This window comes from Agrobacterium sp. NPDC090283 (assembly GCF_044769685.1).
GTDB lineage: Bacteria > Pseudomonadota > Alphaproteobacteria > Rhizobiales > Rhizobiaceae > Agrobacterium.
The window spans coordinates 62567-87493 of sequence record NZ_JBIVYG010000011.1 but is presented as its reverse complement, the minus strand read 5'-3'; the positions used below and the strand labels follow the sequence as shown (position 1 = coordinate 87493).

The following is a 24927-nucleotide window of genomic DNA, read 5'->3' as shown; positions in this document are numbered from 1 at the left end:
ATGGCTAAGGCAGCTACCCCCAAGAAAACCGCAGCGGTGAACGGCGCGGGCAAGGTTACCCAGGTTATCGGCGCTGTTGTCGACGTGGCGTTCGAAGGCGAACTGCCTCCGATCCTGAACGCGCTCGAAACCGAGAACAACGGCAACCGCCTCGTTCTGGAAGTCGCGCAGCATCTCGGCGAGAACGTCGTTCGCACGATCGCCATGGACTCGACCGAAGGTCTCGTCCGCGGTCAGGCCGTCGCCAACACCGGCGCACCGATCGAAGTTCCGGTCGGTCCGGAAACGCTCGGCCGCATCATGAACGTCATCGGCGAGCCGGTTGACGAAGCTGGTCCGATCACCACGGCCAAGAAGCGCGCCATCCACCAGGATGCACCGTCTTACGTCGAGCAGTCGACCGAAGCACAGATCCTCGTCACCGGCATCAAGGTCGTCGACCTTCTGGCTCCTTACGCCAAGGGCGGCAAGATCGGCCTGTTCGGCGGCGCCGGCGTTGGCAAGACGGTTCTCATCATGGAACTGATCAACAACGTCGCCAAGGCGCATGGTGGTTACTCGGTATTCGCCGGCGTGGGTGAACGTACCCGCGAAGGCAACGACCTCTACCACGAAATGATCGAATCGAACGTCAACAAGCTCGGCGGCGGCGAAGGCTCCAAGGCTGCGCTCGTTTACGGCCAGATGAACGAACCGCCGGGCGCCCGCGCCCGCGTCGCTCTGACCGGTCTGACGATCGCTGAAAACTTCCGTGACGAAGGCCAGGACGTTCTGTTCTTCGTGGACAACATCTTCCGCTTCACGCAGGCTGGTTCGGAAGTGTCGGCTCTGCTCGGCCGTATTCCTTCGGCCGTGGGCTACCAGCCGACGCTGGCGACCGACATGGGCCAGATGCAGGAACGCATCACCACCACGAACAAGGGTTCGATCACCTCGGTTCAGGCGATTTACGTTCCCGCCGACGACTTGACCGACCCGGCTCCGGCCACCTCGTTTGCGCATCTTGACGCAACGACGGTTCTGTCGCGTTCGATCGCTGAAAAGGGTATTTACCCGGCTGTTGACCCGCTCGACTCCACCTCGCGTATGCTTGACCCGATGATCGTCGGCGAAGAGCACTACGAAGTTGCCCGTAAGGTTCAGTCGACCCTGCAGCGCTACAAGGCTCTTCAGGACATCATCGCCATCCTCGGCATGGACGAACTGTCGGAAGAAGACAAGCTGACGGTTGCCCGCGCCCGCAAGATCGAGCGTTTCCTGTCGCAACCGTTCTTCGTTGCTGAAGTCTTCACCGGTTCGCCGGGCAAGCTTGTCGCTCTCGAAGACACGATCAAGGGCTTCAAGGGCCTGGTCAACGGCGAGTACGACAACCTGCCGGAAGCTGCTTTCTACATGGTCGGTTCGATGGAAGAAGCCATCGAAAAGGCAAAGAAGCTGGCTGCCGAGGCTGCCTGATCATGAATTGGCGGGCGCGCGGTTCATCCGTGCGCCTAGCCGACAATGGTGGCGAAACCGGAAAGGCTTTCGCCTTTGTTGTAAAAGACAAGTCCGTGACGCCCGCGTAATTGAAAAGAAGTGAATAGCCATGGCTGACAGTTTCAAATTCGATCTCGTTTCCCCGGAGCGTCTGCTCGTTTCCGAAACGGTTACGGAAGTCGTCATCCCGGCTACGCTGGGTGAAATGACCGTTCTGGCCAATCACGCGCCGACGATGACCACGATCAAGCCAGGTCTGGTAACGGTGAAGTTCGCTTCCGGCGAGACGCATAAATATGTCGTCTTCGGTGGTTTTGCCGATATTCTGCCGACCGGCTGCACGCTTCTCGCCGAATCCGCCGTTTCGGCCGATGATATGTCTCCCGACACGCTGCAGAAGCGTATCGATGCGGCGAAGGCCGAAATCGAAGAGGGCAATCATCACCACGAACATCTGACCAAGCTCGAGAAGCACCTCTATGAGCTGACGAACCTGCATGAGGTTCTCGTCGCTGCTTGAAAGCACCGGGCGGGTTCGAAAGAATGACTGCCCACAAAAAATCCAAAACAAAAAAAGCGGCCGCTTCGGTCGCTTTTTTTGTTTTGGGCTGTTGCCTCACCATCAGGCGAAACATGGCTGCTTTCGCATAGGAGCCCCCCTCGGTTGGCCTAGTCCAAGCTTCAGAATGGCCTTGGCGGGATTGCGTCAGTGGTTCACGTGCGGAGAATGGGTAGGGCAAGAAGCGCCTTCAAAGGTTTTGTTTCAATGGGGGCAGCCGGGAAACCGATTCCGATTTTCCGGGCTTTCGGTTAGATGTGATAGCGGGAAGAAATGCTGCTTTGGGACCATGAGCGAGGCGAAGCAGATTTTCGTCATGGAGGAGTGATCAGCGTGTCGGCAGAGGCAAGTTACCGAAGGGTCGCACGAACTGCTGTGCGGCAAGGGGCTATAACCGAGGGCGAGAGGGCGGTGCCGGAGGAGGTGCCAGTCGCCTTTTCTTATGGCGGCAGCACGCATGCCGTGATGATGGCCAGCCCCGCCGATCTTGTCGATTTTGCAGTCGGTTTCAGTCTTACGGAAGGCATCATATCCACAAGGGCGGAAATCCGGTCCATCGAGGTGATCGAGGCCGGGCAAGGCTTCGATGTTCAGGTGGATTTGCAGGATGCCAATGCGGATGCGCTCAGAGCAAGACGGCGACATATGGCGGGCCCTGTCGGCTGCGGTCTCTGTGGCATCGAATCCATAGAACAGGCGGTCCGCGTGGTACCGGAGTTGAGCGACGTGGAAATCTCCGTTGACGGTGATGACGTGGTTGCTGCGGTGAAAGCGCTGAACGAGGCGCAAAGTCTCAATCGCGAAACGAGGGCAGTTCACGGCGCGGGTTTCTACAATCCTCAAAAAGGGCTGCTTGCTGTCCGCGAAGATGTCGGCCGCCATAATGCGCTCGACAAGCTCGCAGGTGCGGTCATCAATGCGGAGATATCTCCCGGGGCGGGAATTGTGGCCGTCACCAGCCGCCTGTCGGTGGAAATGGTCCAGAAGACGGCTATCCTTGGCAGTCCCATTCTAGCGGCAATTTCAGCACCCACGGCACTTGCCATCGAAACGGCCGAGAGGGCGGGTGTCACACTTGTCGCACTGGTGCGGGGTGAAGATTTTGAAATCTTCACCCGGGCGGATCGTATCATTCTATAATGTTGAGGCCGCCATCTCCCCGGCGGCCTCCCGGCTTCATAACAGGTCTAGAATTCCGCCCATTCCGCTGCGGCGTTTCCGTGAGACCTTGGCGGGGCGGCATATCGTGGCTGCGGCGCCGGAAGTCTGGTAACGACGGCTGGCTTTTTGTCTGCCGCGCGTGTGGGTGATGCCGATGCCTCATGCGATATTCTGAACTGCCGCAGTAACTCGTGCAGATTCTCCGCCTCCGTGGCGAGGCCGTGGCTGGCGGCGGTGGTTTCCTCGACCATGGCAGCATTTTTCTGGGTGGCCTGATCCATGACGTTAACGGCCTGATTGATTTCCCTAAGACCATTCGCCTGTTCGCGCGAGGCTTCAACGATGGCCGAGACATTGGTGTCGATCTCGCTCATCTGCGACTGGATATCCCGCAGCGCGCCGCCGGTTCTGCCCACCAGATCCACACCATTGGCGACCTGCTCGCGGGAGGTGTTGATGAGGGATTTGATTTCCTTGGCCGCAACGGCGGATCGCTGCGCAAGCTCCCGGACCTCCTGCGCCACGACGGCAAACCCTTTGCCCGCTTCGCCGGCGCGGGCGGCTTCGACACCCGCATTCAGTGCCAGAAGATTGGTCTGGAAGGCGATGTCGTCAATGACGCCGATGATGTTGGTGATTTCACCGGAGGACCGCGAAATCGCATCCATGGCGGAAATTGCCTGCTGGACGATATCGCCGGAATGTTCGGCATGTTCTCTCGTCCGCAATACCAGTTTGCCGGCCTCGCCGGCGCGCTGGCTGGCATCGGTAACGGTGGTGGTGATTTCCTCCAGCGCGGCTGCGGTCTCTTCCAGTGAGGCGGCCTGCTGTTCGGTGCGCTGCGAAAGCTGATCGGCGGCGATGCGGATTTCGCCGGAGCCGGAAGCGATTGTCGAGGCATTATGGGCGATGGTCTGCATGGTGGCCTGCAGCCTGGCGACGACTTCGTTGAAGTCTGCGCGTAGTTTTTCCATGCTGGGCACGAAACTGTTGTCGAGGCGCTGCACAAGATCGCCCTCGGCCAGCGCCCGCAGGGCATCGGCCAGCACACTGATGGCGCTCATGCGTGGCGTGACATCGGTGGCGAATTTCACCACTTTCACCACCTTGCCGGCCTCGTCCAGCACCGGATTATAGGCGGCCTGAATCCATATTTCCTTGCCGTTCTTTCCGTAGCGGACAAATTCATCCGAGATGAATTCCCCTGCCGCCAGTCGCGGCCAGAAGTTGCCATAGGCAGGCGAGGCGGCATAGGCCGGATCGCAGAAGATGCGGTGGTGCCTGCCCTCGATTTCCTTGAGGTCGTAATTCACCGTGGCGCAGAAATTCGGATTGGCGGTGATGATGGTGCCATCCGGCAAAAACTCGATGGTGGCCTGCGAACGGGAGAGCGCCTCCAGCTTGCCCGCATCGTCCACGGCCCTGATCTTCTTGGCGGTGATGTCCGTGGCGATCTTCACGACCTTATAGGGTTTGCCCGAACGGAAAACCGGGTTGTAGGAGGCCTCGATCCAGATAACCGAGCCGTCTTTGCGGATACGGCGATATTCCTTGGCCTGGAACTCGCCACGGGCGAGAGAGTCCCAGAATTCCTGATAGGCCCGCGACGCGGCAAGCTCGCTGTCGCAGAAGATGCGATGGTGCTTGCCGACGATCTCGGCAAGATCATAACCCAGCGCCGTGCAGAAATTTTTATTCGCGGTGAGGATATTACCCTTGAGATCGAATTCTATGACCGCCTGCGATCTCGATATCGCATCGAGCATATTTCTGTTGTCTGCGCTTTTCCCTAACCCCAGCATTATACGTCCCCCAAAAACGGCCCACGGCGCGGCGAGCCGCACAGACTATGCGGTCCACGTCGTATCATGTTGAACAACGAACAGGTTTGCCGCCGAAGGCAGCAATGCAGGCACTTTTCTCTCTCCGCCTCGGTCAGGTATCGGGCCCGCGTGATAGTCGTGCCGGCGCGATACTGATCCTCGGTCTTTAATATTAGATATCCATAATATTAAAATGTTCTTATTTAATAAAACAGGGCAGGGAGGAAAAACAAAACCGCCGGGCAGGTGCTCCGGCGGTCTGGATTGATCGAAAGTCTTCGTGCGGTCAGGCCAGCCAAAAGGCCTGATTAGGCCGCGAGATCTTCCGCTTCGGTTCCTTTGAACATCTTCGCGAGGTTCAGGAAGCAGATCATGCCATGTTCGTTGGCGATGATGCCTTCCGAATAGGATTTGTCGAAGGAGGCCGAGATTTCCGGAACCGGCTGAACCTGGTTTGCCGGGATCGTCAGAATGTCGGAAACGCGGTCGACGAGCATGCCGATGACCATATTGTGCACTTCCGCGACCACAATGGCGCTTCTTTCATTGGCGACGGTGCTCTTCATGCCGAGCTTGTGAGCCAGATCGATGATCGGAATGACCGAACCGCGCAGGTTCATGACGCCGATGACGTCTTTCGGCGCGTGGGGAATGGGCGTGGAAGGCGCCCAGCCGCGGATTTCGCGAATGGTCGTCGTCTTCACGCAGAATTCCTGATCATGCAGGCGGAACGCGATGATTTCGAGCGTCTCACCGCCAAAATTGGTAGAGTTAATCATTGCCATCAGAATTCTTCCCAATGCTCGCTGTGGAGGCCGGCGCAAGTGCACCGACACTTGCAATGCGAATTTGGCGTTCTGCCTGGTGCCTGAACAGCCGGAAACAATATTTCCGTCGTCAATGGAAGAGTCGTAGCACGAGATGGTTTCGCAAACCTAAATACGAAGCGGTCCCGGAGCGTTTTCGCTTTTCTTTGAATCGCGAAAATACTCTCTTTTTGATTTTAGGAATTGTCCGGAGGTAAAACCGCTACGCACTTTTACTGGAAATGCTAATATTCTTTCTCGTAAAAAATGCCGGCCGCGCCTTCGCCATCGCCGCCCGCTTCCCCACGCAGCTTCACGCCCCGGCCGACATCGAGATTGATGATGGCTTTTGCACCGGATTCGCCGCTTTGCTGCAGCTCCAGATAGGTTCTTTCGTTCAGATATTTACCGGCGGAAACGCGGGCCTGCCCTTCGGAATCCGTCGAAATATCGAGATCGTCGACGCCGAGATTGCTTCTGAGCTTGTCGAACAGCGAGGTGGAACGCCCGCCGGCCAGCTGGGCGGCCGCATCGGCCAGCCTTGCGATCTGCAGCGCCGAGAGCTTCGACATGGACTGGCCAAAGATCAGCTGCGCCATCACCTCATCCTGCGGCAGGGCGGGCGCCGAGGAGAAAGCAAAGGTCGGATCGTTGGCATTGCCGGAAACCGCCACCGTGATGGTCGTCGAACCGACCGTCGAGTCCGCCTTCATGTCGAGAACCGGAACGAGGCCGCCACCAAAACTGATATTGCCGGTGGTGAAATCGAGGCGGCGGGTTAGGATTTCAAGCCGGCCACGGCGCATTTCGAAGCCGCCGGAAATGACGGGAACGGCCGCTGTGCCACGGATCGTCAGATTGCCCGTGAGTTCCGCATCGATGCCGCGTCCGCGCACGAAGATACCGCTCGGTGCATTCACCTGCAGATCGAGATTGATGGTGGAGGAGCTGCCGCTGCCGCCCTGATCAGCCCCGAGCGCCTTGGCCTGCGCGCGCACCTTCGGCGGGGCGTTCTTGTGCTTGACATCGATCTCCGTCAACGAGGCCGGAAGCTTCTCCGGAATGGTGATGGCGCTTCTGTCCAGCGTCAGGTTGCCGCCCAGCACGGGGGAATTCAGCAGCGGGCCTTTCAATGTCAGCGTGCCGCTCACCACCGTCGTCACCAGCGTGCCGTCATTATAACCGGCGCGATTAAGGGTGATCGATATATCGGCCGGGAAACCCGAACCACCGGCTATGCCGACGCTGCCGGTTCCCGAGATCGTTCCGCCGCCCGCCAGCTTGCCCGTCAATCGGGAAATGACCGCGCGGTCGCGGTCGAAGGTGATGGTTGCGCCGAGATCGTTGACGGTCAGGTTCCTGCGCACGTCGGTGAGGCGCGTCCCATCGGTGGTGATGCTGCCGGTAACGACAGGCGCGGAAGCGCTGCCGGAAATCCTCACATCGATGGCGGCGGTGCCGTCAACATCGAGGCCCTGCGCTGCGGTTTGCGCCGCAACGGCGGAGAAGGGCAATCTGCCTGTAAACGCCATGGAAAGTGGACGATTGCCGGCGATGCCAAGCGAACCGCCGCCGGAAAGCGCCATGCCGCCCTGACCGGAGACATTGGTGTCGATCTGCAAGGTGCCGCCGGCAAAGCGGCCGTTCGCCTTGATGCCGAGCGCGGCGAGCCCCGCCGCGCGTGTCTGCGCGACTTCGGCATTGGTCCAGTTCAGATTGTAGTCGACCGCGGGGTCCGATGCCGCACCCTTGGCGCTCACCGTGCCGGAGATGCTGCCTGCCGCATCCAGCCCGGTGGCGAAAGCATTTGCGAGACTGGCGGGCAGCGACCGGATATCGGCATTGACATCGAGCGTCGACCCGGCGGTGCCGTTGACCTCGATGCGTCCTTCACCCGTGATGATGGTCAGATCGGAGATGCGGGCCGTGCCATTCTGGATGGCGATGGTGCTCGGTTTTTCAAGGCGCACCGCAATGCCTTTGGGGGCGGCGGAAAAGGCGTCGAGCCGTACCGTCATCGGCGATCCGCCGGTGTCGGCGCTGCCCTTCACCACCAGCGGTGCATTGTCGTAACGGCCGTTGACGTCGAACTGCGTCGTCGTGCCGGAATGGCCGATGGTGGCATTCAGGGCGGAAATCGAAGCGGCGCCGGCATTGACGCTATCAGCGCTGAGCTTGCCATTGATGGCGAGAGCCTGGAGGTCGTCAATGGAAATATCGGCCGCCAGCCTGGAGATCGTTGTCGTGCCCTGACGGATGCTGCCGCCATTGGCCTTGATCGTTGCGGCAATCCGGCCATTGGCGTTGCTCAGCGTTATGTCACCGGCAATATCGCCGTTCGCCTGCTGCGCAGCGAGCGCGGCGAGCAGGGCAAGGTCGGGGAAATTGAAGGAAAGATTGCCCGATGGCAGGAATTGCTGCGAGAATTGCAGCTGCCCATTCAAGATATTGCGGCCTACGGCCACGTGCAGCTCGGGGATAGCCGTGCCGTTTTCGGTCTGCACCACATCGGCATTGGCGTCGATCTTCTGCCGGTCGAGACTGCCGCTGGCGGTGAGTTTCGCCTGAGGCGCGGCGGGATCGGCCTTGCCCGTCGCATTCACCTTCAGCGATTCGAGTGTTCGTCCGGCAAGGATTGCGCTTTCGGAGCTCAGGGTGATGTTGAAATCCGGTGCTGCAAGTGCACCGCTCGCCTCGATTGCAAAATCGGCGACGCCCTTCGCCTGCGGCGTCAACTTTTCAAGAGCGGGAAATTTACCCGTCAGGCTGGCGCTCAATGCATCGTTTTCGAGGCCGACATTGCCTGTGGCTTCGATCGTTCCCGATTTCACGACGAGGTTTTCAACGCTGGTGCGGCCGCCGATGGTCAGGTCGATATCGCCCTGGAGGGCGATGGTGGTGTCGAATTTTTCCGCGAGCGCCGGAGGCAGCGTGGCGGGCAGCGCAAAGAGCTGCACGCTGGAGGTCAGGCGATTGCCGGCGAGATCGAAACTGCCGTTCAGCGTTCCACCGACACTGGCGCTTTCCAGTGTGGCGCCGTCGAAGCCGATGGAGGAAGAGGTGAGGCTGAGCGGCGCCTTGATGGTGAGGGGTGCCCGCACCAGCCGGTCGATATCGGGGCTGACGAAGGAGGATTGCGCCACGGACAGGACCGTCGCAATCGTGCCGCTACGGTTAGCGATGTTGAGATCGGCGCTCTCGGCCGTCAGCTTGACGTCATCGAGCCTGCCTTGCGGCAGGGAGAGGCTGCGCAACGATACGGTTGTGTTGAGATTTGCGGCGTCTGCGCCACCCTTGAGGGAAAGGTCGAGGCCGTTGATGAGCGCCTGAACGTCGCCATTCTCCAGCGGCCAGCGGAAATCCACGGGGCCGGCGGTGCCGATGAGATTGGCGGCAAGATTGTTCTGACCGTTCGGATCGACCGTGCCTGACGCCGTCAGCAGCAGGGTGCCGGTTTCCAATGTGCTGCTGCCGATTTCGATGCGGCCCTGCGGCGAGAGCGTGGCGTTTGCGTCGAGCTTCGTCTCGCCGGCAAAAAGCTGGCGGAAGGCGGGGGGCAGCAGCAGGTCCGGTTGACCACCGCCTGCAATTTCGATACGGCGGGTGCCATCATCTGCGAGAAGGTGGCGGCCGGTGACGTTGACGACGGGGTTGCCGGCGACATTGCCGCGCAACGTGCCCGTCCAATTGGAAAGCGGGCCTTCGCCGTTGAGGTCTATCGCCACCGCAGGCGTTCCGGGAAGCGAAAGCAGCGTGGCGAGAAGACCGCCTTCGGGCTCCTTCATCTCCGCTTTCAGCTTCAGAACATTCTCATTCGGAAGGAAGGCGATGTCGGCATTGACCTCCGCATCCGGCGCATTGAGCCGGTGGGCGGTGAGCGACAGCCGCATATCGTCCTGGGCAGCCGTGAGATTGCCTTCCGCGTTCAGGTCGAAGGGACGGCCGAGAAGCGATTGGCCAAGGCTGATATCGGGAAAGCTGAACTTGTCGACGGCGATTTCGATCGGCAGCGAGGAATTGCCGGAGCTCTTGGTCGATGTCTGTTCCGGGGCAAGCGGTTTGCGCTCGACATCGATCGATCCGGCCGAGACCCGGTCGGCATGGAAGGTGCCGGCAAGCAGCGAGAGCGGCGACCAGTCGACGGCGATCTGGTTCACGCGGGCATAGGGTCCCTGCCGGTCTGAAAGGGTGACATTGTCGAGCCGCAGGCGGCCGGTCAAAAGGCCGCTCGGGGGCGAAATCTCGATTACCTGATCGGGTGTGGAAACGAGCGATGAAATCTGCTTTGCGGCAATTCTTGCGCCCATCGGTGTAAAACCGACGAACAGAACCGCAAGCAACACCAGCACCACGCCGCACAAAGCAGCGTAGCCCAGCCATTTCAGCAATCGAATCAACGTTTTCATAAAGGGTAATCTACACTCTGTTGCAAGGGTGTTCGACTGCGGCGTTTAAAAAGACTGACCGATGCCAGCATAAATGCCGAAACTGTTGCCGCCATCATATTTGTCGAGCGGCATGGCGACATCAAGACGCAGAGGCCCGAAGGGCGTTGCGTAACGCAAACCGATACCGGCGCCAGCCCGGATATCGGAAAAATCGGGTGTCACGTCTTCCGAAACCACACCCGCATCGATGAAGGGCACGATGCCGATCGTATCGGTGACCTTGATGCGGGCTTCGATGGAACCGACCACATAGGAGCGGCCGCCCGTCGCGTCGCCGGCGGCATTATAGGGCGATATTTCCTGATAGCTGTAGCCGCGGACCGATCCGCCGCCGCCGGCATAAAAACGCCTGGTGGTGGGAATGTCCTGCAGATCGCTGCCGCCGACCAGTACGCCGCCGGAAAGCTTTCCGGCCATGATCAGCCGGTCCTCGGCGCCAAGCCCCTTGTAGCCTGAAATGGAACCTTCGAAAGAGGAAAAGAAGGTGCCGTTCAGCGCTTCATAGCTCGGCTTGGCGGCCACCGAGGCGCGAAAGCCTTCGGTGGGGTTGAGCTTGTCATCGCGCGTATCGCGAACGAATTCCAGCGGTATGGAGGTCGTGAGATATTCGTTTTTGCCGAATGCGTCTTCCGTGTCGGCCCATTGCACCTCGAGGCCGGCTGCGGCTGTATCGGTATCGTTCAGCTCGTAGGCGAAACCGGCCGTGCCCGTCACGGTCTTGGCATCGTATGTATCTGGGTGTTCGGTCTTGGCAATCAGGCTGGTCTTGAAGGTGGTACGCGGATTGAACATGCCGGGCTTGGTGAAAGTGATGCCCGCCGAATAATCCATGCCTTCGACGCTCGATGCTTCGGCGATGCGCGAAACCGAACCTTCGATACGCAGCGATTCCGCCTGTCCGAACAGGTTCCGGTGGCCCCAATACCCCTGCAGGCCGATGCCTTCCGTGGTGGAATATTGCGCGCCAACGCCGAAATAGCGGTGCTTGCCTTCCGAAACCTCGATGGTAAGCGGAATGGTGCCGTCGCGCGCCAGCGTTCCCGCTTCCTTGATGGTGAGGCTGGAAAAGACGCCGAGCTGCCGCAGCCGGTCGGCGGCCTTGCGCAGTTTTTCCGGCGAATAGGGCTCGCCGCCATTAAGGCGCGAATAACGACGGATGAAATCGCCATCGACGGTTTTTTCACCCGTGACGGTGACCGTGCCGAGGGGCGCCACGGGACCGCCTTCGGCCGCCATGGTGATATCGACCGTGTTCGTCGCGTGGTTGGCGACCGCCTCGCGTTTCGTCAGCTTCGCAAGTGGACGGCCTTCGGCCTTCAGATCGTCGATCAGCTTGTTGCCGGCGCGGATGATTGCGAGAGAACCGGCGTCGCCGCCGGTCGTCAGGCCATATTCCTCAAGGTTGCGGCCGGTCACATCGCCTTCAAGCCTGACATTGCCAAGTTTGAACACCGGGCCGGGCGTAACCGTGATGACCACGGGCACCGGAGCGGAATGATCGAACACGGGATTGGGCGGCAGAGCATCCACATCCTTGCCGGCGACGGTGACCTTGACGATGCCGCCATAACGGGCGTTTTCATAAAGCGCCGCGATCAGCCTGTCCCGGTCGTCTCTCGCCTTTATCAGAAGGCCAAGATCGCCGGAGGCCGGCTTGTCCTTGTCTGCAAGAAGAAGCGAGCTGTTTTCCAGGCTGTCTTTCAGGGATTTATCGGCGTCGGCGGCATCAAGCGTGACGGCATATTTGACGGGGTTGATAACCTCCACCTCCGGTTCTTCCGAACCCCAAAGGCGCATGCCGAACAGTTTGAAGGCAAAGGCATCACGGGTAAACGCCGGATACAGGGCGAACGTCACGGCAACCGCAAGTGCGGTGCCAGCTTTCCGATACGCAATACCTGTCTTCGGGTTAGTTCGTGTTCTTCGCATATGCTGCTTTATGGTTGAGCCTTTATTGTCGCCCTAACCCGTTTCCTGTCCGTTAACATTGCAATTTAATCATAAATAAACGGCTTTGAGGACCCTTGCGCCTGTGTTTTGCTGCCCTTAACGCAAAAAGCCCCGGCTGACCGGGGCTTCTGTGCAACGGTATCTCGTGATGAGATTAGCGGCAACGTGCCGTGTAACGCTGACCGTACTGGTCGCGATAATAGCAATAACCCGGCTCGGAAGCATTGCCGATAAGAGCGCCGCCTACGCCGCCAATTGCTGCGCCGACTGCTGCGCCACGAACGTTGCCCGTGATGGCTCCGCCAATAACAGCACCGGAAACGGCACCGATGGAAGCGCCCTTTTCAGTCTGCGTGCAGCTTGCGAGCGACAGGCCGACGAGCGCAAATATGATTGCCTTTTTCATGAAACTCTCTCCAACGTTACAATGAGCTCTTCGGCTCGGTAGGCGTCCCATATTTATCTGCGGCGACTGCTACCTCCGACCGCCACAGATAACTAACAATTCGATGTCGTTTAGGGAAGCCTCCTCTTCAGGCATTCCTCCGAGCGTAAATCGATTGCGTCCCAAACAACGGCGCGGCTTAAAAAAGGTTCCAAAAATCCGGGTTTTTTGATGTGAATCAATTTTGTACTTTCCATCATCTTCTATAAACGGTTTATTGGAATGGTTCAAAACAACGGCGAATTGACGCAGACGCGGTTAATGTGGCCCACAAGGGTTGACGGTCCCGGTGTCGAGGCAGAAAACGATCTGGTCAATTCTGGAGCATGGCATGGACTTCGAGGCATTTTTCACGACGGAACTGCAAAGCCTGCATTCTGAGGGACGCTATCGCGTTTTTGCGGATATCGAACGCCAGCAGGGCAATTTCCCCCGCGCGACACGGTATAACGCCAATGGCGAGCGCAAGGACGTCACGGTCTGGTGCTCCAACGATTATCTCGGCATGGGCCAGAATCCGAAAGTCATCGAAGCCATGAAAGCCGCCATCGATCACTGTGGCGCGGGTGCGGGAGGCACCCGGAATATTTCTGGCACCAACCATTATCACGTCCTGCTTGAGCGCGAACTTGCCGACCTGCACGGCAAGGAATCGGCGCTGATCTTCACCTCGGGTTATGTGTCCAACTGGGCAACCCTTGGCACGCTCGGCCAGAAAATTCCGGGGCTCATCATTTTCTCGGATGCGCTCAACCATGCGTCGATGATCGAGGGCATCCGGTACGGCCGTTGCGAGCGGGTGATCTGGAAGCACAACGATCTCGAGGATCTCGAAGCCAAGCTCAAGGCGGCGGATCCGAATGCGCCGAAGCTGATCGCCTTCGAATCCGTTTATTCGATGGATGGTGATATCGCACCGATCAAGGAAATCTGCGATCTGGCCGACCGTTATGGCGCCATGACCTATCTCGATGAAGTTCATGCCGTCGGCATGTACGGACCGCGCGGCGGCGGCATTGCCGAGCGCGAAGGCCTGATGGATCGCCTGACGATCATCGAAGGGACGCTCGGCAAGGCTTTCGGCGTCATGGGCGGTTACATTACCGGTTCTACGGCGGTCTGCGATTTCATCCGTTCTTTCGCCTCCGGCTTCATCTTCACGACGGCCCTGCCGCCGTCGCTTGCTGCCGGTGCGATCGCATCGATCCAGCACCTGAAGGCAAGCCCCTTCGAACGCGCCCGCCATCAGGACCGGGTGCGCAAGTTGCGCGGTCTTCTCGATGCACGCGGTATTCCGCACATGGACAATCCAAGCCACATCGTGCCTGTCATGGTGGGCGATGCCGCCAAGTGCAAATGGATTTCGGATATCCTGCTCGATAATCACGGCGTCTATGTGCAGCCGATCAACTATCCGACCGTGCCGCGCAAGACCGAGCGCCTGCGCATCACGCCGACGCCGCTGCATAGCGATGCCGATATCGAGCATCTGGTCGGCGCGTTGCACCAGCTCTGGTCGCATTGTGCGCTGGCGCGGGCGGTGGCGTAAGGCCGCAGTTTCGATAAGAGAAGACCGGGCCGCGTTTACGCGGCCTTTTCTTTGGTGGCGATCAATTCGCGGGCGTGACGGCGGGCTTCCTCATCCGCCGCGAAAACATCGTCCATCGTCTCGGCAGATCGGCCGTCATGCATGCGGTCCATGACCGTTTCGACGATCTCGGCCATATCGAGAAAACCGATGCCGCCGGCAACGAAGGCGTGAAAGGCGGTTTCTTCGGCGGCATTCAGGGCGGCGCCCTGCAAACCGCCGCGCTCCAGTGCCGTGCGGGCCAGACGGATCGCCGGGAAACGGGCTTCATCCGGCGCTTCGAAATCGAGCCGCGCCAGTTTGGCGAAATCCAGCCGCTCGACATTCAGATTGCCGCGTTGCGGATAGGTGAGGGCATAAGAAATAGCGGTTCGCATATCGGGGGAGCCGAGCTGGGCGATATAGGAGCCGTCGGTGTAACCCACCATCGAATGGATGATCGACTGCGGGTGGACGATCACCTCCACCTGGTCGGGCCTGAGATCGAAGAGATATTTCGCCTCGATCATTTCCAGCCCCTTGTTGAACATCGAGGCGCTGCCGATGGAGACCTTCAGCCCCATCGACCAGTTGGGATGGGCGCGGGCGATATCCGCCGTGACATTGGCCATCTCGTCGCGCGACCAGGTGCGGAAGGGGCCGCCGGAAGCCGTCAGCACGATGCGTTCCACGGCTTGTTTATGATCGCCCGTCAGGCACTGGAAGATTGCGCTATGTTCGCTGTCGACGGGGATCAGCCTGCCACCGCCCTGCTTGACGGTGCGCAGAAAGACATCGCCAGCCGAAACCAGGCATTCCTTGTTGGCGAGCGCTATATCCGCGCCGCGCCGTGCGGCTGTAAGAGTAGGCGCGAGGCCGGGGGTTCCGGCAATCGCTGCCATCACCCAGCCGGCATCCGTCGAAGCGGCTTCTTCAAGGCCGGATTTGCCTGCCGCAACCTCGATGCCGGTGCCGGCAAGGGCGGATTTCAACGCTTCATATTTGTCGTCCTCGGCGGTAACCGCCAGTCGCGCGCCGAATTCCCGCGCCTGTTCCGCCAGGAGAGCGATATTGCCCGCGCCGGTCAAAGCCGTGATCTCGAACCCGTCGCGGCCACCCAGCTGACGGACGACATCCAGCGTGCTGGTGCCGATCGAACCCGTCGAACCCAATATTGTCAGCTTGCGTGGCATTTCACTGGCATTCGTCATTTTCAGTCCGTCGGTCTTTTCCGGTTCGCACCTCTTGGTGCTTGTCGTTCTCCCGAAACCGCTACGCATTTTCGGGCCCCATGCATTAGCCTCTACTCGCGAAAACCAGCCATAACAAGGACAAAGCCCGGGCTATTGTTTTTGCGGAAGGCAAAGCCATATGCAAGAAAAACAATGAGAGGATATTGATGCGACGTTTCCTGGTTTCCAGCGGATGGATTTTTGCGACAAGCCTTGTGCTGGTCCTGGTCTTCATTCCTTTCGATCCGCGTCTTTCCGAAAGCGCGCAGGCGCTGCCAGGAGGAGTGGTCTCTTTCAACCGCGCCATTACCGATTTCGGAACCTTCCGCTGGATGCTCTATTCCACCGGCCTTCTGGCGATATTGGCCTATGTCGCCGCACGGGTTTTAAAGGCGCAGACCTATAATGGACGGTTGAGGACGGCATGGCGGCTTCTTGCCTATTTCCTCCTGACGATCGGAACGGCAAGCATTCTCGTCCATACGCTGAAATTCCTGATCGGGCGGGCGCGGCCGGAGCTTTTCCTGGAGATGGGAGCCTATAGCCTCACTCCATTTACCGGCGATAATCTCTATGAAAGTTTCCCTTCCGGCCATTCGACAGCCGCCGGAGCTTTTTTTGGCGTTTTCGCCATGCTGATGCCGCGTTTCCGCTGGGCGTTTCTTCTGCTTGCCCTTGTCATCGGTATTTCGCGTGTCATCGTCGGCGCACATTATCCAAGCGACGTTGCCGCCGGACTGTTGCTCGGCATGTGGACGGCCATGGCCTTCGCCTTTATCTTTGCCCGGTCCGAAATGTTGTTCCGGTTCGATGCGCAGGGCTGGCCGCAGCCGAAAAATGCAAACCTTCCGGCGGCGGATACACGATAAAGATCTTAAGCGGGATATGCAGGGGGAAGGTGATGGAAGAAGCGACAGTCGCTCCGGAACATGACGGCAGGGCCGTTCAGCACATCCGTACCGCGGTCGCCGTCGCCGGCGGCGGGCCGGCGGGCATGATGCTTGGCCTGCTGCTTGCACGCAGCGGTATCGATGTCGTCGTCGTCGAGAAACACGGCGATTTTCTCCGCGACTTTCGCGGCGATACCATCCACCCCTCGACGCTTGAATTGATGGAGCAACTGGGTTTCATCGATGAGTTCCTGAGCCTGCCGCATACGCGTGCGCCCAGGCTGAATGCAGTTATCGGCGGCGAGCGTATCACGATAGCGGATTTCTCCCGCCTGCCGGTCCGTCACCGCTTCATCGCCTTTATGCCGCAATGGGATTTTCTCAATTTCATCGTCGGCAAGGCGGGGCAATACGAAAATTTCCGGTTGCTGATGAATGCGCCGGTGACCGGTCTGGTCGAGCGCGGCGGGCATGTCGGCGGTCTCACGGTCAGCACGCCGGAAGGCATCATCGAGATCGAGGCCGATCTGGTGGTGGGAGCGGATGGACGCAACTCGATTGTCCGCGAGGCGGCGGGGCTGGAGGTGCAGCGTTTCGGCATTCCGACCGAGGTGCTGTGGCTGCGTCTTTCGAAACAGCCCGGTGATCCAACGGAAACCATGGGGCATGCCGGCTCGCGGCAGGGTTTCGTCATGATCAACCGGGGCGATTACTGGCAATGCGGTTATGTGGTGCGAAAGGGATTTTTCGCCGACATAAAGCTGCAGGGAATTGAAGCGTTCAGGGACAGGGTCGCGGAAATCTGCCCTTTCCCACGCGAAAGGCTCGATGAGCTCAAGAGCTGGGACGACGTGCATCTCCTGACTGTCCGTATCGACCGGCTGAAGCGCTGGTGGAAACCCGGCCTGATCTGCATCGGTGATGCGGCCCATGCCATGTCGCCTGTCGGCGGTGTTGGCATTAACCTCGCCATTCAGGATGCGGTTGCGGCCGCCAATATACTGGTGCCGGTGCTCCTGTCCGGTCGGGCCATCGTAGACGACGATCTCGCTGCAATTGAAAAGCGGCGATCCTTCCCGACCAAGGCCACGCAGTTTTTGCAGCGGATGATGCGTATCGGCGGCAAGAAGGGACGGGCCGATGCGGAAAAACCGAAAGGACCGCCAGCCTTTGTGCTGGCTATCATGCGGTTTCCGCTTCTTTCCCATTTGACCGGCCGGCTGGTGGGACTGGGCTTCCGCCGGGAAAAGATTAAGACGGTGTGATGCCGCTCAGGCGGTGCCGACGGCTTCTTTCTCATATTTCAGCCCGATGACGGCGGAACCGATCAGCCCCGGCTCGATGCGGCAGATGGCGGGCACGACGAGAGGGCGGTCGAAGCGTCTCAGAATGCGGCTCCTCACCACCTCGTCCAGAGCGGCGAGAAGCGCCTTCGAATTCGAAAGTCCGCCGCCGACCGGCACGATGGTTGCGCCGGTGACATTGATCACCATTGCCAGAGGGGAGGCGAGAATATCGATGAGGACATCAATGGTCCTTGTGGCCTTCGCATCGCCCGCCTGCCAGGCCGCAATAATATCTTCGCTGGTCATCTCCTGCTGGTGAAGATGCGAATGCAGTTTTTCCATGCCGCGGGCGCTGCCGATCGCATCGACGCAGCCGGCAAGGCCGCAACCGCATTCGAAACGCGGCAATGAGACCGGCGGATTTCCGGCCAATGTCGCGGCCACCGGCCCGTGCCCCCATTCTCCGGCGAAACCACCGTCGCTGTTGATGAGTTTGCCGTCGATCACCAGCCCGCCGCCGACACCCGTTCCGAGGATGACGCCGAAAACCACGCGGTGGCCCCGTCCGGAACCGATTTCCGATTCGGCGATCACAAAACAATCCGCATCGTTGGATACGATGACGGGAAGGTTCAGCGCCTTTTCCAGCTCATCCTTCAATACCCTGCCATGGATGCTGGGAATGTTGGCGACAGTGGCCTTGCCGGTGTCGGGATCGATGACGCCGGCAATCGACAGCGACACGCAGCCGGGTGTGCCGCCGCTATTATCGATGACCGATTTCAGGCCGGCGGCGAAGTCTTTAAAACTTGTCTTGGGCGTCGGGATGCGCGGCACGGGACGAATATCGTCCGGGGCGTAGGCAATCGCGCCCTTGATGGTCGTTCCGCCTATATCGAAACAAACGATCATGATTCAGGCTCCGGAACGTGCGGCATCGTGGATTTTTTCTCCTGATATCCATGTCGAATGCATCTGAAGATCGGGTGTCAGCATGACGAAATCCGCATCGGAACCGGGCAGGAGCTTACCTTTGCCGGAAGCGCCGACCGCCTGGGCAGGATAGGCGGAGGCCATTCTCAAGGCCTCTTCCAGCGGTGTGTCCAGCTTTTCATGCATGAAGCGGATGCAGGAGAGCATATCGATATCCGCCCCCGCCAGCGTGCCGTCTTCAAGCGTCAGCCGGCCGCCGTTGCGATAGACACGCCTGCCGTTCAGTTCGAAACCGTCATCATCCGTGCCGATGGTGGACATGGCGTCGGTGACGAGGAAAACGCGGCCGGGACCATTCTTGGCGCGAAGCGCAATGCCGATCGCTGCGGGATCGACATGGAAACCATCGGCGATCAGCCCGCAATCCAGCTTACCGTTCGAAAGTGCCGCGCCCACCAGCCCCGGCTCGCGGTGGCCGAGCGGGCTCATGGCGTTGAAGAGATGCGTCACCATGGATGCGCCGGCTTCGGCATAGGCCGTCGCGACGCTGAGGCCCACATCGGTATGGCCGAGGCTAACGACGATGCCGGCTTTGCGCAGCGCTGCGACCTGCTCCTCGGTTACGTTTTCCGGGGCGATTGTTGTCAGCACGAAAGGAAGCTTTGTCTTGCAACCCGTCAGCACCGCAAGATCGGCCGTTTCCATCTTTCGGATCAACGCCGGATCGTGTGTGCCCTTGCGTGCGACCGAAAGATGCGGTCCCTCGAAATGCAGGCCGAGAAAGCCGGGCACCCCTGCCTTGTGCGCGGCGATGCCGGCTTCGGCGGCTTTGGAGGTGATGTCCGGCCGATCAGTGATGAGGGTGACCATCAGTGCGGTGGTGCCGAATTGCGCATGGGCCGAGCAGATGCGGGCAATGCCGTCCACATCCGGCGCATTGTTGAACATCACGCCGCCGCCGCCATTGACCTGAAGGTCGATGAAACCCGGTGCAATCAGCAGTCCTTCCGCGTCGATGATTTCGGCGTCTGCGGGCACGGATACGCGGTCGACGATGTCGGCAACGTGGCCATCACCGGTCACGAGCGCTTTGCCATCGTGCCACGCGACGCCATCGAAAATGCGGGCGCCGACGAATGCCTTGCTGCTCATTGGGTTTCCGTTACCTTCTTCAATGCCGCGGGTGCATCCGGATTGAAGCCGCGTGCGCGCGACAATTGCTCGATAAAGCCGTAAAACGGCGCGATCAGCAACAAAGCATCGGTCAAAGGGTGATTGGTTTCCACGAAGGGCAAGGGCTTGGCCGGGCTGCCCTTTGCGGAGGTAACAAAAACGCTTGCGCCCTTGCCGGCGAGACCGGCCGCGATATCCGTTACAGAGGTCTCTGCGCGGTCACGCGCGGCAAAAGCGATGACGGGAAATTTCGGTGCGACCAGCGAAACGGGGCCGTGCATCACTTCCGCCGAGGAATAGGCCTCAGCGTGGAGTTCGCAGGTTTCCTTGCATTTCAGTGCTGCTTCCGCGGCAATGGCCAAAGCGGGGCCGCGGCCCAGCATATAAAGCGATTCCTCGTCCTTGACCGCTTCGCCGATCTGGCTCCAGTCGAGCGCGATGGCCTTGGCGAAATTTTGCGGCAGGGCGCTGACGGCCTTGGCAAGCAGGCTGTCTTCCGTCCATTCGGCAAGGATTGCGAGGCCAGCGACGATGGAGTTGACGAAAGATTTGGTTGCGGCCACCGCTTTTTCAGGACCGGCCTGGATATTGATGGCGTGATTGGCCGCATCGCCGAGTGGGGAGGGCAGGGTGTTGACAAGCGAAAAGGTGAGCGCGCCGCCCCTGCGGGCGCTTTCCGTCAGGGCGACGATGTCAGGGCTTTTACCGGATTGCGAGACGGCAAAGGCTGCCGCCCGGTCCAGCCGCAGCTTCGTCTGGTAGATCGAGGCGAGCGACGGGCCGAGCGAAGCGACCGGCAGCCCGGTCTGCAATTCGATGGCATATTTCAGGAAATGCGCGGCGTGGTCGGAGGAGCCGCGCGCAATGGTGACGATAACGGCCGGATCGCGGGCCTTCAGCCTGCCTCCGGCTTCGTGGAAGTCGGCATTGGCATTGTCCAGCAGGCGGGCGACTGCATCGGGAATCTCATCGATTTCCTGGCGCATCAGGGTTGTCATCGTTTCGTGTCCTTGATCAAGGTTTGTCACTCGGGGCCCATCGTCAGTTCGGCGACGAGGTCATAGGCGTCGCTGCGGTACAGCGCGCGGGATATTTCCATGAGGCGCCCGCTTTCCAGATAGGCCATGCGCTGCACGGAAAGCGCTGCCGAGCCTGGCGGGACCCCAAGCAGCAATGTTTCCTCATCCGTGAGATTGCGGGCGGAGATGCGCTGAATGGCACGCACGGGGCGAATGCCGTTTTTCTCGAGTTCCAGATACAGCGAATTTTCCACCAGTTGTGGGTCAGGCAGAATATCGCCCGGCAGGCTGGTGACTTCGAGCGCGATAGGCTGGTCATTGGCAAGACGCAGGCGCGTGAGCCGCGCGACCATGGCGGATTGGGAAAGGCCGAGCGCCATCATCTCGTCGCCGGTCGGATGGAACAACCCCCTGTCCAGCCAGCGGGTGCTTGCCGTCATGCCGCGCCGGCGCATGTCCTCGGTAAACGAGGTGAGCTTGGTCAGGGGCTGCTGCATGCGGGTGATGGGCTTGACGACGAAGGTGCCCGAACCGTGCCGGCGAACGAGAAGGCCGTCGCGGACGAGATCGTCCACCGCCTTGCGCACCGTGACGCGGCTTACGCAGGCGCTTTCGGCGATATCGCGCTCCGGCGGCAAGGCGTCGCCGTGCTTCAGGCGGCCGCCATTGATGGCGTCTTCAATCGTCTGGCGCAGTTTCAGGTAAAGCGGGCCGCCACCTGATTGCAGGTCATCCAGATTAAGCGCTGCCCCGTTCATCCATAACCTCTGTCACGATCCATGTGGTCGGCGATATGGCCGGCTCTGGCTATATCATATGCCACACAATCGGCAATACCAAAATAGAACCATTACTGGATTTGTACGATTAATCGGTGGTTTTTTCGATATTTTGCCGAATAATGAGGCTCAGTGCTTTATATTTTCGCATTAACCAAAAAATTTTTCTCGATGGCGGAATTGCTCTGGACGATTGGCATTTTTTTGGTATTGTTTTTTGCGTCGGTGGTCGGTGGCGATCTGTTTCGCATCCGTCGCGCCGGAAAAATCGGTTTTCAGCTCGCGGCAGCGTTTGTGAAATCGAATTTAGCTTGACCGTTGTGAAAATTAATTTCATCGTGACGGGAAATTATCGCAGATAAATGGACGGCCAGCACAGAAATGGTTGCTTCTGCGAAAATGAATTACGAATGAACAGGGAACAAAGTTCATGAAGGTGGGAATTATCGGACTCGGATTCCGTCTCGGTTATCTGGGCTACGTTTTTCATGAGATCGACAAGGATTTCGAGATCGTCGGTTACGTCGATCCCGCGCCGGCGGGTCTGCCGGGCCTGCAGGAAAAGGGCATTTCGGCCGGCAAGGCTTACGATAGTCCCGAGGCGCTGATCGCAAACGAAAAGTTCGATCTGCTGATGATCGGCTCGCCGAACCACATGCATCTGGAGCACATCCGTATCGGGCTTGAGGCCGGCTGCACCATCTTCTCGGAAAAACCCATCGTCGTCAGCATCGAGGAAAGCCTCGAACTCGCCCGGCTGCTCAACAAGCACGGCCATGAACGGTTGCTGGTCGGTCTGGTCCTGCGTTATTCCCCGCTTTATCGCGATCTGCGCGCCGCGCAGGCCGAAGGCAAGCTGGGCGATGTCGTTTCCATCGAGGCCTCGGAGCATATCCCGCCCTATCACGGCGCATTCTTCATGCGTGACTGGCGGCGTTACGAGAATTATTCCGGCTCCTTCATGCTGGAAAAATGCTGCCACGACCTCGATCTCTATAATGGTGTTGTCGGTGCGCGGCCGCGTTTCGTGTCGAGCTTCGGCGGTCGCAAGAGCTTCACGCCCGCGAACGCGCCGCAGAATGACGGCATCAACGACATGGAAGTCTATCACCGCAAGCCGAGTGGCTGGATGGGCTCCGAAAAGGTGTTCGACAGCGACGGCGACATCATCGATTACCAGACGGCGATCGTCGAATATGAGAACGGCGCGTCGCTTGCCTTCCATACCAATCTCAACGTTCCCGACGATTTCCGCCGTTTCTGCGTCATCGGTGCCAAGGGCATGGCGGAGGGTGATTTCGTGCGCGGTTTCCTGAACGTTCACAATGCCCGCACCAATGAAAAGACGGTCGCCAAGACCTATTCTGCGGCGACCACGCTCTCGCAGCATTATGGTGCGGATGAGCAGATGGCCGAGGATGTGATCGCCCATATCGTCAAGGGCGCGCCTTTGCCGGTTTCCGCGCTCGACGCGATCGAGGCCGGCATTCTGGCGCTTGCCATGGATGAAGCGCGCCATGGCCGCAAGGTGGTTGATCTCAAACCGGTGTGGGAGGAGTATGATCTGGCGCTGCACGGTCAGCCGAAATCCCCCGCCGTGAAATCGGCTTGAGGGGGACTGCGCGATGGATGCAAAACGCAGCGCAGTCATCTTCGCCTGGTTTCTTCTTCTGCCGGCGCTCCTCTACATCGCACTGATCGTCGCCTATCCGCTCGTGGATACATTCATCCTGTCGTTCACCGATGCGTCGCTTAAAAAAGTGACGAATTGGGTCGGTTTCATCAATTACGAGAAGATTTTCAACGCGACTTTTGCCGATGTCATCACGCGGACCTTTGTCTGGACGTTCTTTTCCGTCTCGATAAAGATGATCATCGGCACATTTGGTGCCGTGCTGCTGAACTCCGCCGTTCCCGGTCGCGCAGTGTTTCGCATCCTGACCATGCCGCCATGGATCGTGCCGATGGCTATCGGCATTTTCATGTGGGGCTGGATGTATAACGGCCAGTTCGGCATGATTTCCGGGGTGCTGCAGAATCTCGGCCTGGTGGATGGCCCGGTCGCATTCCTCGCCTATGGCAGAACGGCCTTCTGGGCGACGATCGTCACCGATGTGTGGATCGGCGTGCCGATGGTGACGCTTTATCTGCTGGCTGCAATCCAGTCCATTCCGCAGGACCTCTACGAAGCGGCGTGGACGGACGGTGCCAGCCGCGCCTATCGCTTCCGCCGTATCACGCTGCCGCTGATGCTGCCGGCCATGATCACCATGTCGGTTCTGTCGCTGATTTCGACGTTCAATTCCTTCGATATCATCTGGATCCTCACGCGTGGTGGTCCGAACGGCGAAACCACTACGATGATCATCGACACCTACAAGACGGCGATAGGCGCTTATAAATATGGTGAAGGTGCCGCGCGCGCCGTGCTCATCTGCATCTTCCTGTCGATCTTCACCTTCTTCTATTTCCGCATCACCCGCCGTTTCTCGCAGGAGGCCACACGATGACCGACAGACATGCGAGGATCAACCGTTACACCTGGTATGAAATGGTCGGAATCTATTGCGGTATCGCCGTATTTCTGGCCTTCGTGCTGGCGCCTTTCGTCGAAGGCTTTCTGGTATCGCTGAAGCCCCTCAGCCTGCTGTTTTCCTCACCCTACAGGTTCTGGCCGGAGAACGGTTCCTTCGAGGCCTACCGGACGATGTGGGTGAGCGTGCCGGGCTTCGCGCTTTATATTTTCAATTCGTTCTTCATTGCGGGTTCGATCACCCTGATCGTGCTTGTGCTCGTCATCCCCGCCTCCTATGCCTTTGCGCGTTTCGAGTTCAAGGGAGCCGGCCTGTTGCTGGGCATATTCCTGGCGGTGAAGATGTTCTCCGGCGCGGTGCTGCTCATCCCGCTGTTTCGGTTGATGCGGTCCATCGGCGTGCTGAACAGCTATTTCGCGATGATCATTCCCGGTGTCGCTTTCATCATCCCAACCGGCATCCTGCTTCTCGTGACCTATATGCGCCGTATCCCGCGCGAGCTGGAGGAAGCGGCCTATGTGGATGGAGCGAGCCGGCTTTATACGCTTCGCAGGGTAGTCCTGCCGATCGCAACGCCGGGCATTGCCGTTGTCGCGATTTCCTCCTTCATCGAAGCCTATGCGCAGCAATTCATCTACGCGCTGACCTTCAACTCGAAGACGGAATACATGCCGCTGCCGGTCGGGCTGTTTGCCTATTTCGGCCGGCAGGAAGTCGTCTGGAACGAGCTGATGGCGGCGAGCTTCGTGGGCATCGCGCCAGCGATGATCGCGATCTTCCTGATGCAACGATATCTCGTCGGCGGGCTGACTGCCGGCGCGGTGAAATAAGCAATAACCGGAACGA

General features: G+C 59.3%; 20 protein-coding genes. 10 read left to right on the top strand and 10 right to left on the bottom strand.

Going from position 1 to position 24927, the window contains the following annotated elements; all coding sequences use genetic code 11:
* The 3 genes from atpD (at position 1) to fdhD (ending at position 3175) form a co-directional block, all read left to right on the top strand.
* Positions 1-1455 (top strand): F0F1 ATP synthase subunit beta, encoded by a 1455-nt coding sequence (gene atpD / locus ACIQUH_RS16860; RefSeq protein WP_400817088.1) that lies wholly within the window; start codon positions 1-3, stop codon positions 1453-1455.
* A gap of 130 nt (positions 1456-1585) precedes the next feature.
* A complete protein-coding gene (locus ACIQUH_RS16855) occupies positions 1586-1996 on the top strand; it encodes a F0F1 ATP synthase subunit epsilon (protein WP_003492358.1) in 411 nt (136 codons plus the stop codon).
* Between the two features lie 363 nt (positions 1997-2359).
* Complete coding sequence (gene fdhD / locus ACIQUH_RS16850) at positions 2360-3175, top strand: formate dehydrogenase accessory sulfurtransferase FdhD (RefSeq protein ID WP_400817085.1); 816 nt, start codon at positions 2360-2362, stop codon at positions 3173-3175.
* 47 nt (positions 3176-3222) lie between these two features.
* Here the strand turns inward: fdhD and ACIQUH_RS16845 are convergent, their stop codons facing one another.
* From ACIQUH_RS16845 to ACIQUH_RS16825, 5 genes are all read right to left on the bottom strand, one after another.
* On the bottom strand, positions 3223-4998 hold the full coding sequence (locus tag ACIQUH_RS16845) for a methyl-accepting chemotaxis protein (RefSeq protein ID WP_400817083.1): 1776 nt from the start codon (positions 4996-4998) through the stop codon (positions 3223-3225).
* A 329-nt stretch (positions 4999-5327) separates the two neighbouring features.
* Positions 5328-5804 (bottom strand): chemotaxis protein CheW, encoded by a 477-nt coding sequence (locus ACIQUH_RS16840; protein ID WP_003504949.1) that lies wholly within the window; start codon positions 5802-5804, stop codon positions 5328-5330.
* Positions 5805-6070: 266 nt separating this feature from the next.
* Positions 6071-10231 carry a translocation/assembly module TamB domain-containing protein gene (locus ACIQUH_RS16835; RefSeq protein WP_400817079.1) on the bottom strand — a complete coding sequence of 1387 codons (4161 nt, stop codon included), beginning with the start codon at positions 10229-10231 and terminating at the stop codon, positions 6071-6073.
* 45 nt (positions 10232-10276) lie between these two features.
* Positions 10277-12202 (bottom strand): autotransporter assembly complex family protein, encoded by a 1926-nt coding sequence (locus ACIQUH_RS16830; protein WP_400817077.1) that lies wholly within the window; start codon positions 12200-12202, stop codon positions 10277-10279.
* A 175-nt stretch (positions 12203-12377) separates the two neighbouring features.
* A complete protein-coding gene (locus tag ACIQUH_RS16825) occupies positions 12378-12629 on the bottom strand; it encodes a YMGG-like glycine zipper-containing protein (protein ID WP_003504940.1) in 252 nt (83 codons plus the stop codon).
* A 370-nt stretch (positions 12630-12999) separates the two neighbouring features.
* On the opposite strand from ACIQUH_RS16825, the gene hemA reads away from it, so the two are divergent.
* Positions 13000-14217: a 5-aminolevulinate synthase gene (gene hemA / locus ACIQUH_RS16820; protein ID WP_003521261.1), complete on the top strand. Its 1218-nt coding sequence runs from the start codon at positions 13000-13002 to the stop codon at positions 14215-14217.
* A 35-nt stretch (positions 14218-14252) separates the two neighbouring features.
* Here the strand turns inward: hemA and dxr are convergent, their stop codons facing one another.
* Entirely contained in the window at positions 14253-15446 is a 1194-nt protein-coding gene (dxr, locus tag ACIQUH_RS16815) for a 1-deoxy-D-xylulose-5-phosphate reductoisomerase (protein WP_400817074.1), read from the bottom strand.
* A 188-nt stretch (positions 15447-15634) separates the two neighbouring features.
* Between dxr and ACIQUH_RS16810 the strand changes: the two genes are divergently transcribed.
* Positions 15635-16336 carry a phosphatase PAP2 family protein gene (locus ACIQUH_RS16810; protein ID WP_400817072.1) on the top strand — a complete coding sequence of 234 codons (702 nt, stop codon included), beginning with the start codon at positions 15635-15637 and terminating at the stop codon, positions 16334-16336.
* A 32-nt stretch (positions 16337-16368) separates the two neighbouring features.
* Entirely contained in the window at positions 16369-17622 is a 1254-nt protein-coding gene (locus ACIQUH_RS16805; protein ID WP_400817070.1) for an FAD-dependent oxidoreductase, read from the top strand.
* A 6-nt stretch (positions 17623-17628) separates the two neighbouring features.
* On the opposite strand, the gene ACIQUH_RS16800 is transcribed toward ACIQUH_RS16805, so the two are convergent.
* Genes ACIQUH_RS16800 through ACIQUH_RS16785 form a run of 4 tightly spaced genes read right to left on the bottom strand, consistent with a single transcriptional unit; the run spans position 17629 to position 21526 of the window.
* On the bottom strand, positions 17629-18555 hold the full coding sequence (locus ACIQUH_RS16800; RefSeq protein ID WP_400817068.1) for an ROK family protein: 927 nt from the start codon (positions 18553-18555) through the stop codon (positions 17629-17631).
* Between the two features lie 3 nt (positions 18556-18558).
* Positions 18559-19728 carry an N-acetylglucosamine-6-phosphate deacetylase gene (gene nagA / locus ACIQUH_RS16795; RefSeq protein WP_400817066.1) on the bottom strand — a complete coding sequence of 390 codons (1170 nt, stop codon included), beginning with the start codon at positions 19726-19728 and terminating at the stop codon, positions 18559-18561.
* Entirely contained in the window at positions 19725-20747 is a 1023-nt protein-coding gene (locus ACIQUH_RS16790) for an SIS domain-containing protein (protein WP_400817064.1), read from the bottom strand. The genes nagA and ACIQUH_RS16790 overlap by 4 nt, the downstream gene beginning before the upstream one ends.
* Before the next feature lie 26 nt (positions 20748-20773).
* Entirely contained in the window at positions 20774-21526 is a 753-nt protein-coding gene (locus tag ACIQUH_RS16785) for a GntR family transcriptional regulator (RefSeq protein ID WP_003521268.1), read from the bottom strand.
* A 153-nt stretch (positions 21527-21679) separates the two neighbouring features.
* Between ACIQUH_RS16785 and ACIQUH_RS16780 the strand changes: the two genes are divergently transcribed.
* From ACIQUH_RS16780 to ACIQUH_RS16765, 4 genes are all read left to right on the top strand, one after another.
* Positions 21680-21862, top strand: coding sequence for a hypothetical protein (locus ACIQUH_RS16780; protein ID WP_400817062.1), 183 nt, complete (start codon positions 21680-21682; stop codon positions 21860-21862).
* A 115-nt stretch (positions 21863-21977) separates the two neighbouring features.
* Positions 21978-23159 carry a Gfo/Idh/MocA family protein gene (locus ACIQUH_RS16775; protein WP_400817060.1) on the top strand — a complete coding sequence of 394 codons (1182 nt, stop codon included), beginning with the start codon at positions 21978-21980 and terminating at the stop codon, positions 23157-23159.
* 13 nt (positions 23160-23172) lie between these two features.
* Positions 23173-24057, top strand: a complete 885-nt coding sequence (locus ACIQUH_RS16770) for a carbohydrate ABC transporter permease (RefSeq protein WP_400817058.1) — start codon at positions 23173-23175, stop codon at positions 24055-24057.
* On the top strand, positions 24054-24911 hold the full coding sequence (locus tag ACIQUH_RS16765) for a carbohydrate ABC transporter permease (protein ID WP_400817056.1): 858 nt from the start codon (positions 24054-24056) through the stop codon (positions 24909-24911). Before ACIQUH_RS16770 ends, ACIQUH_RS16765 begins: the two co-directional genes overlap by 4 nt.
* Positions 24912-24927: the final 16 nt, after the last annotated feature.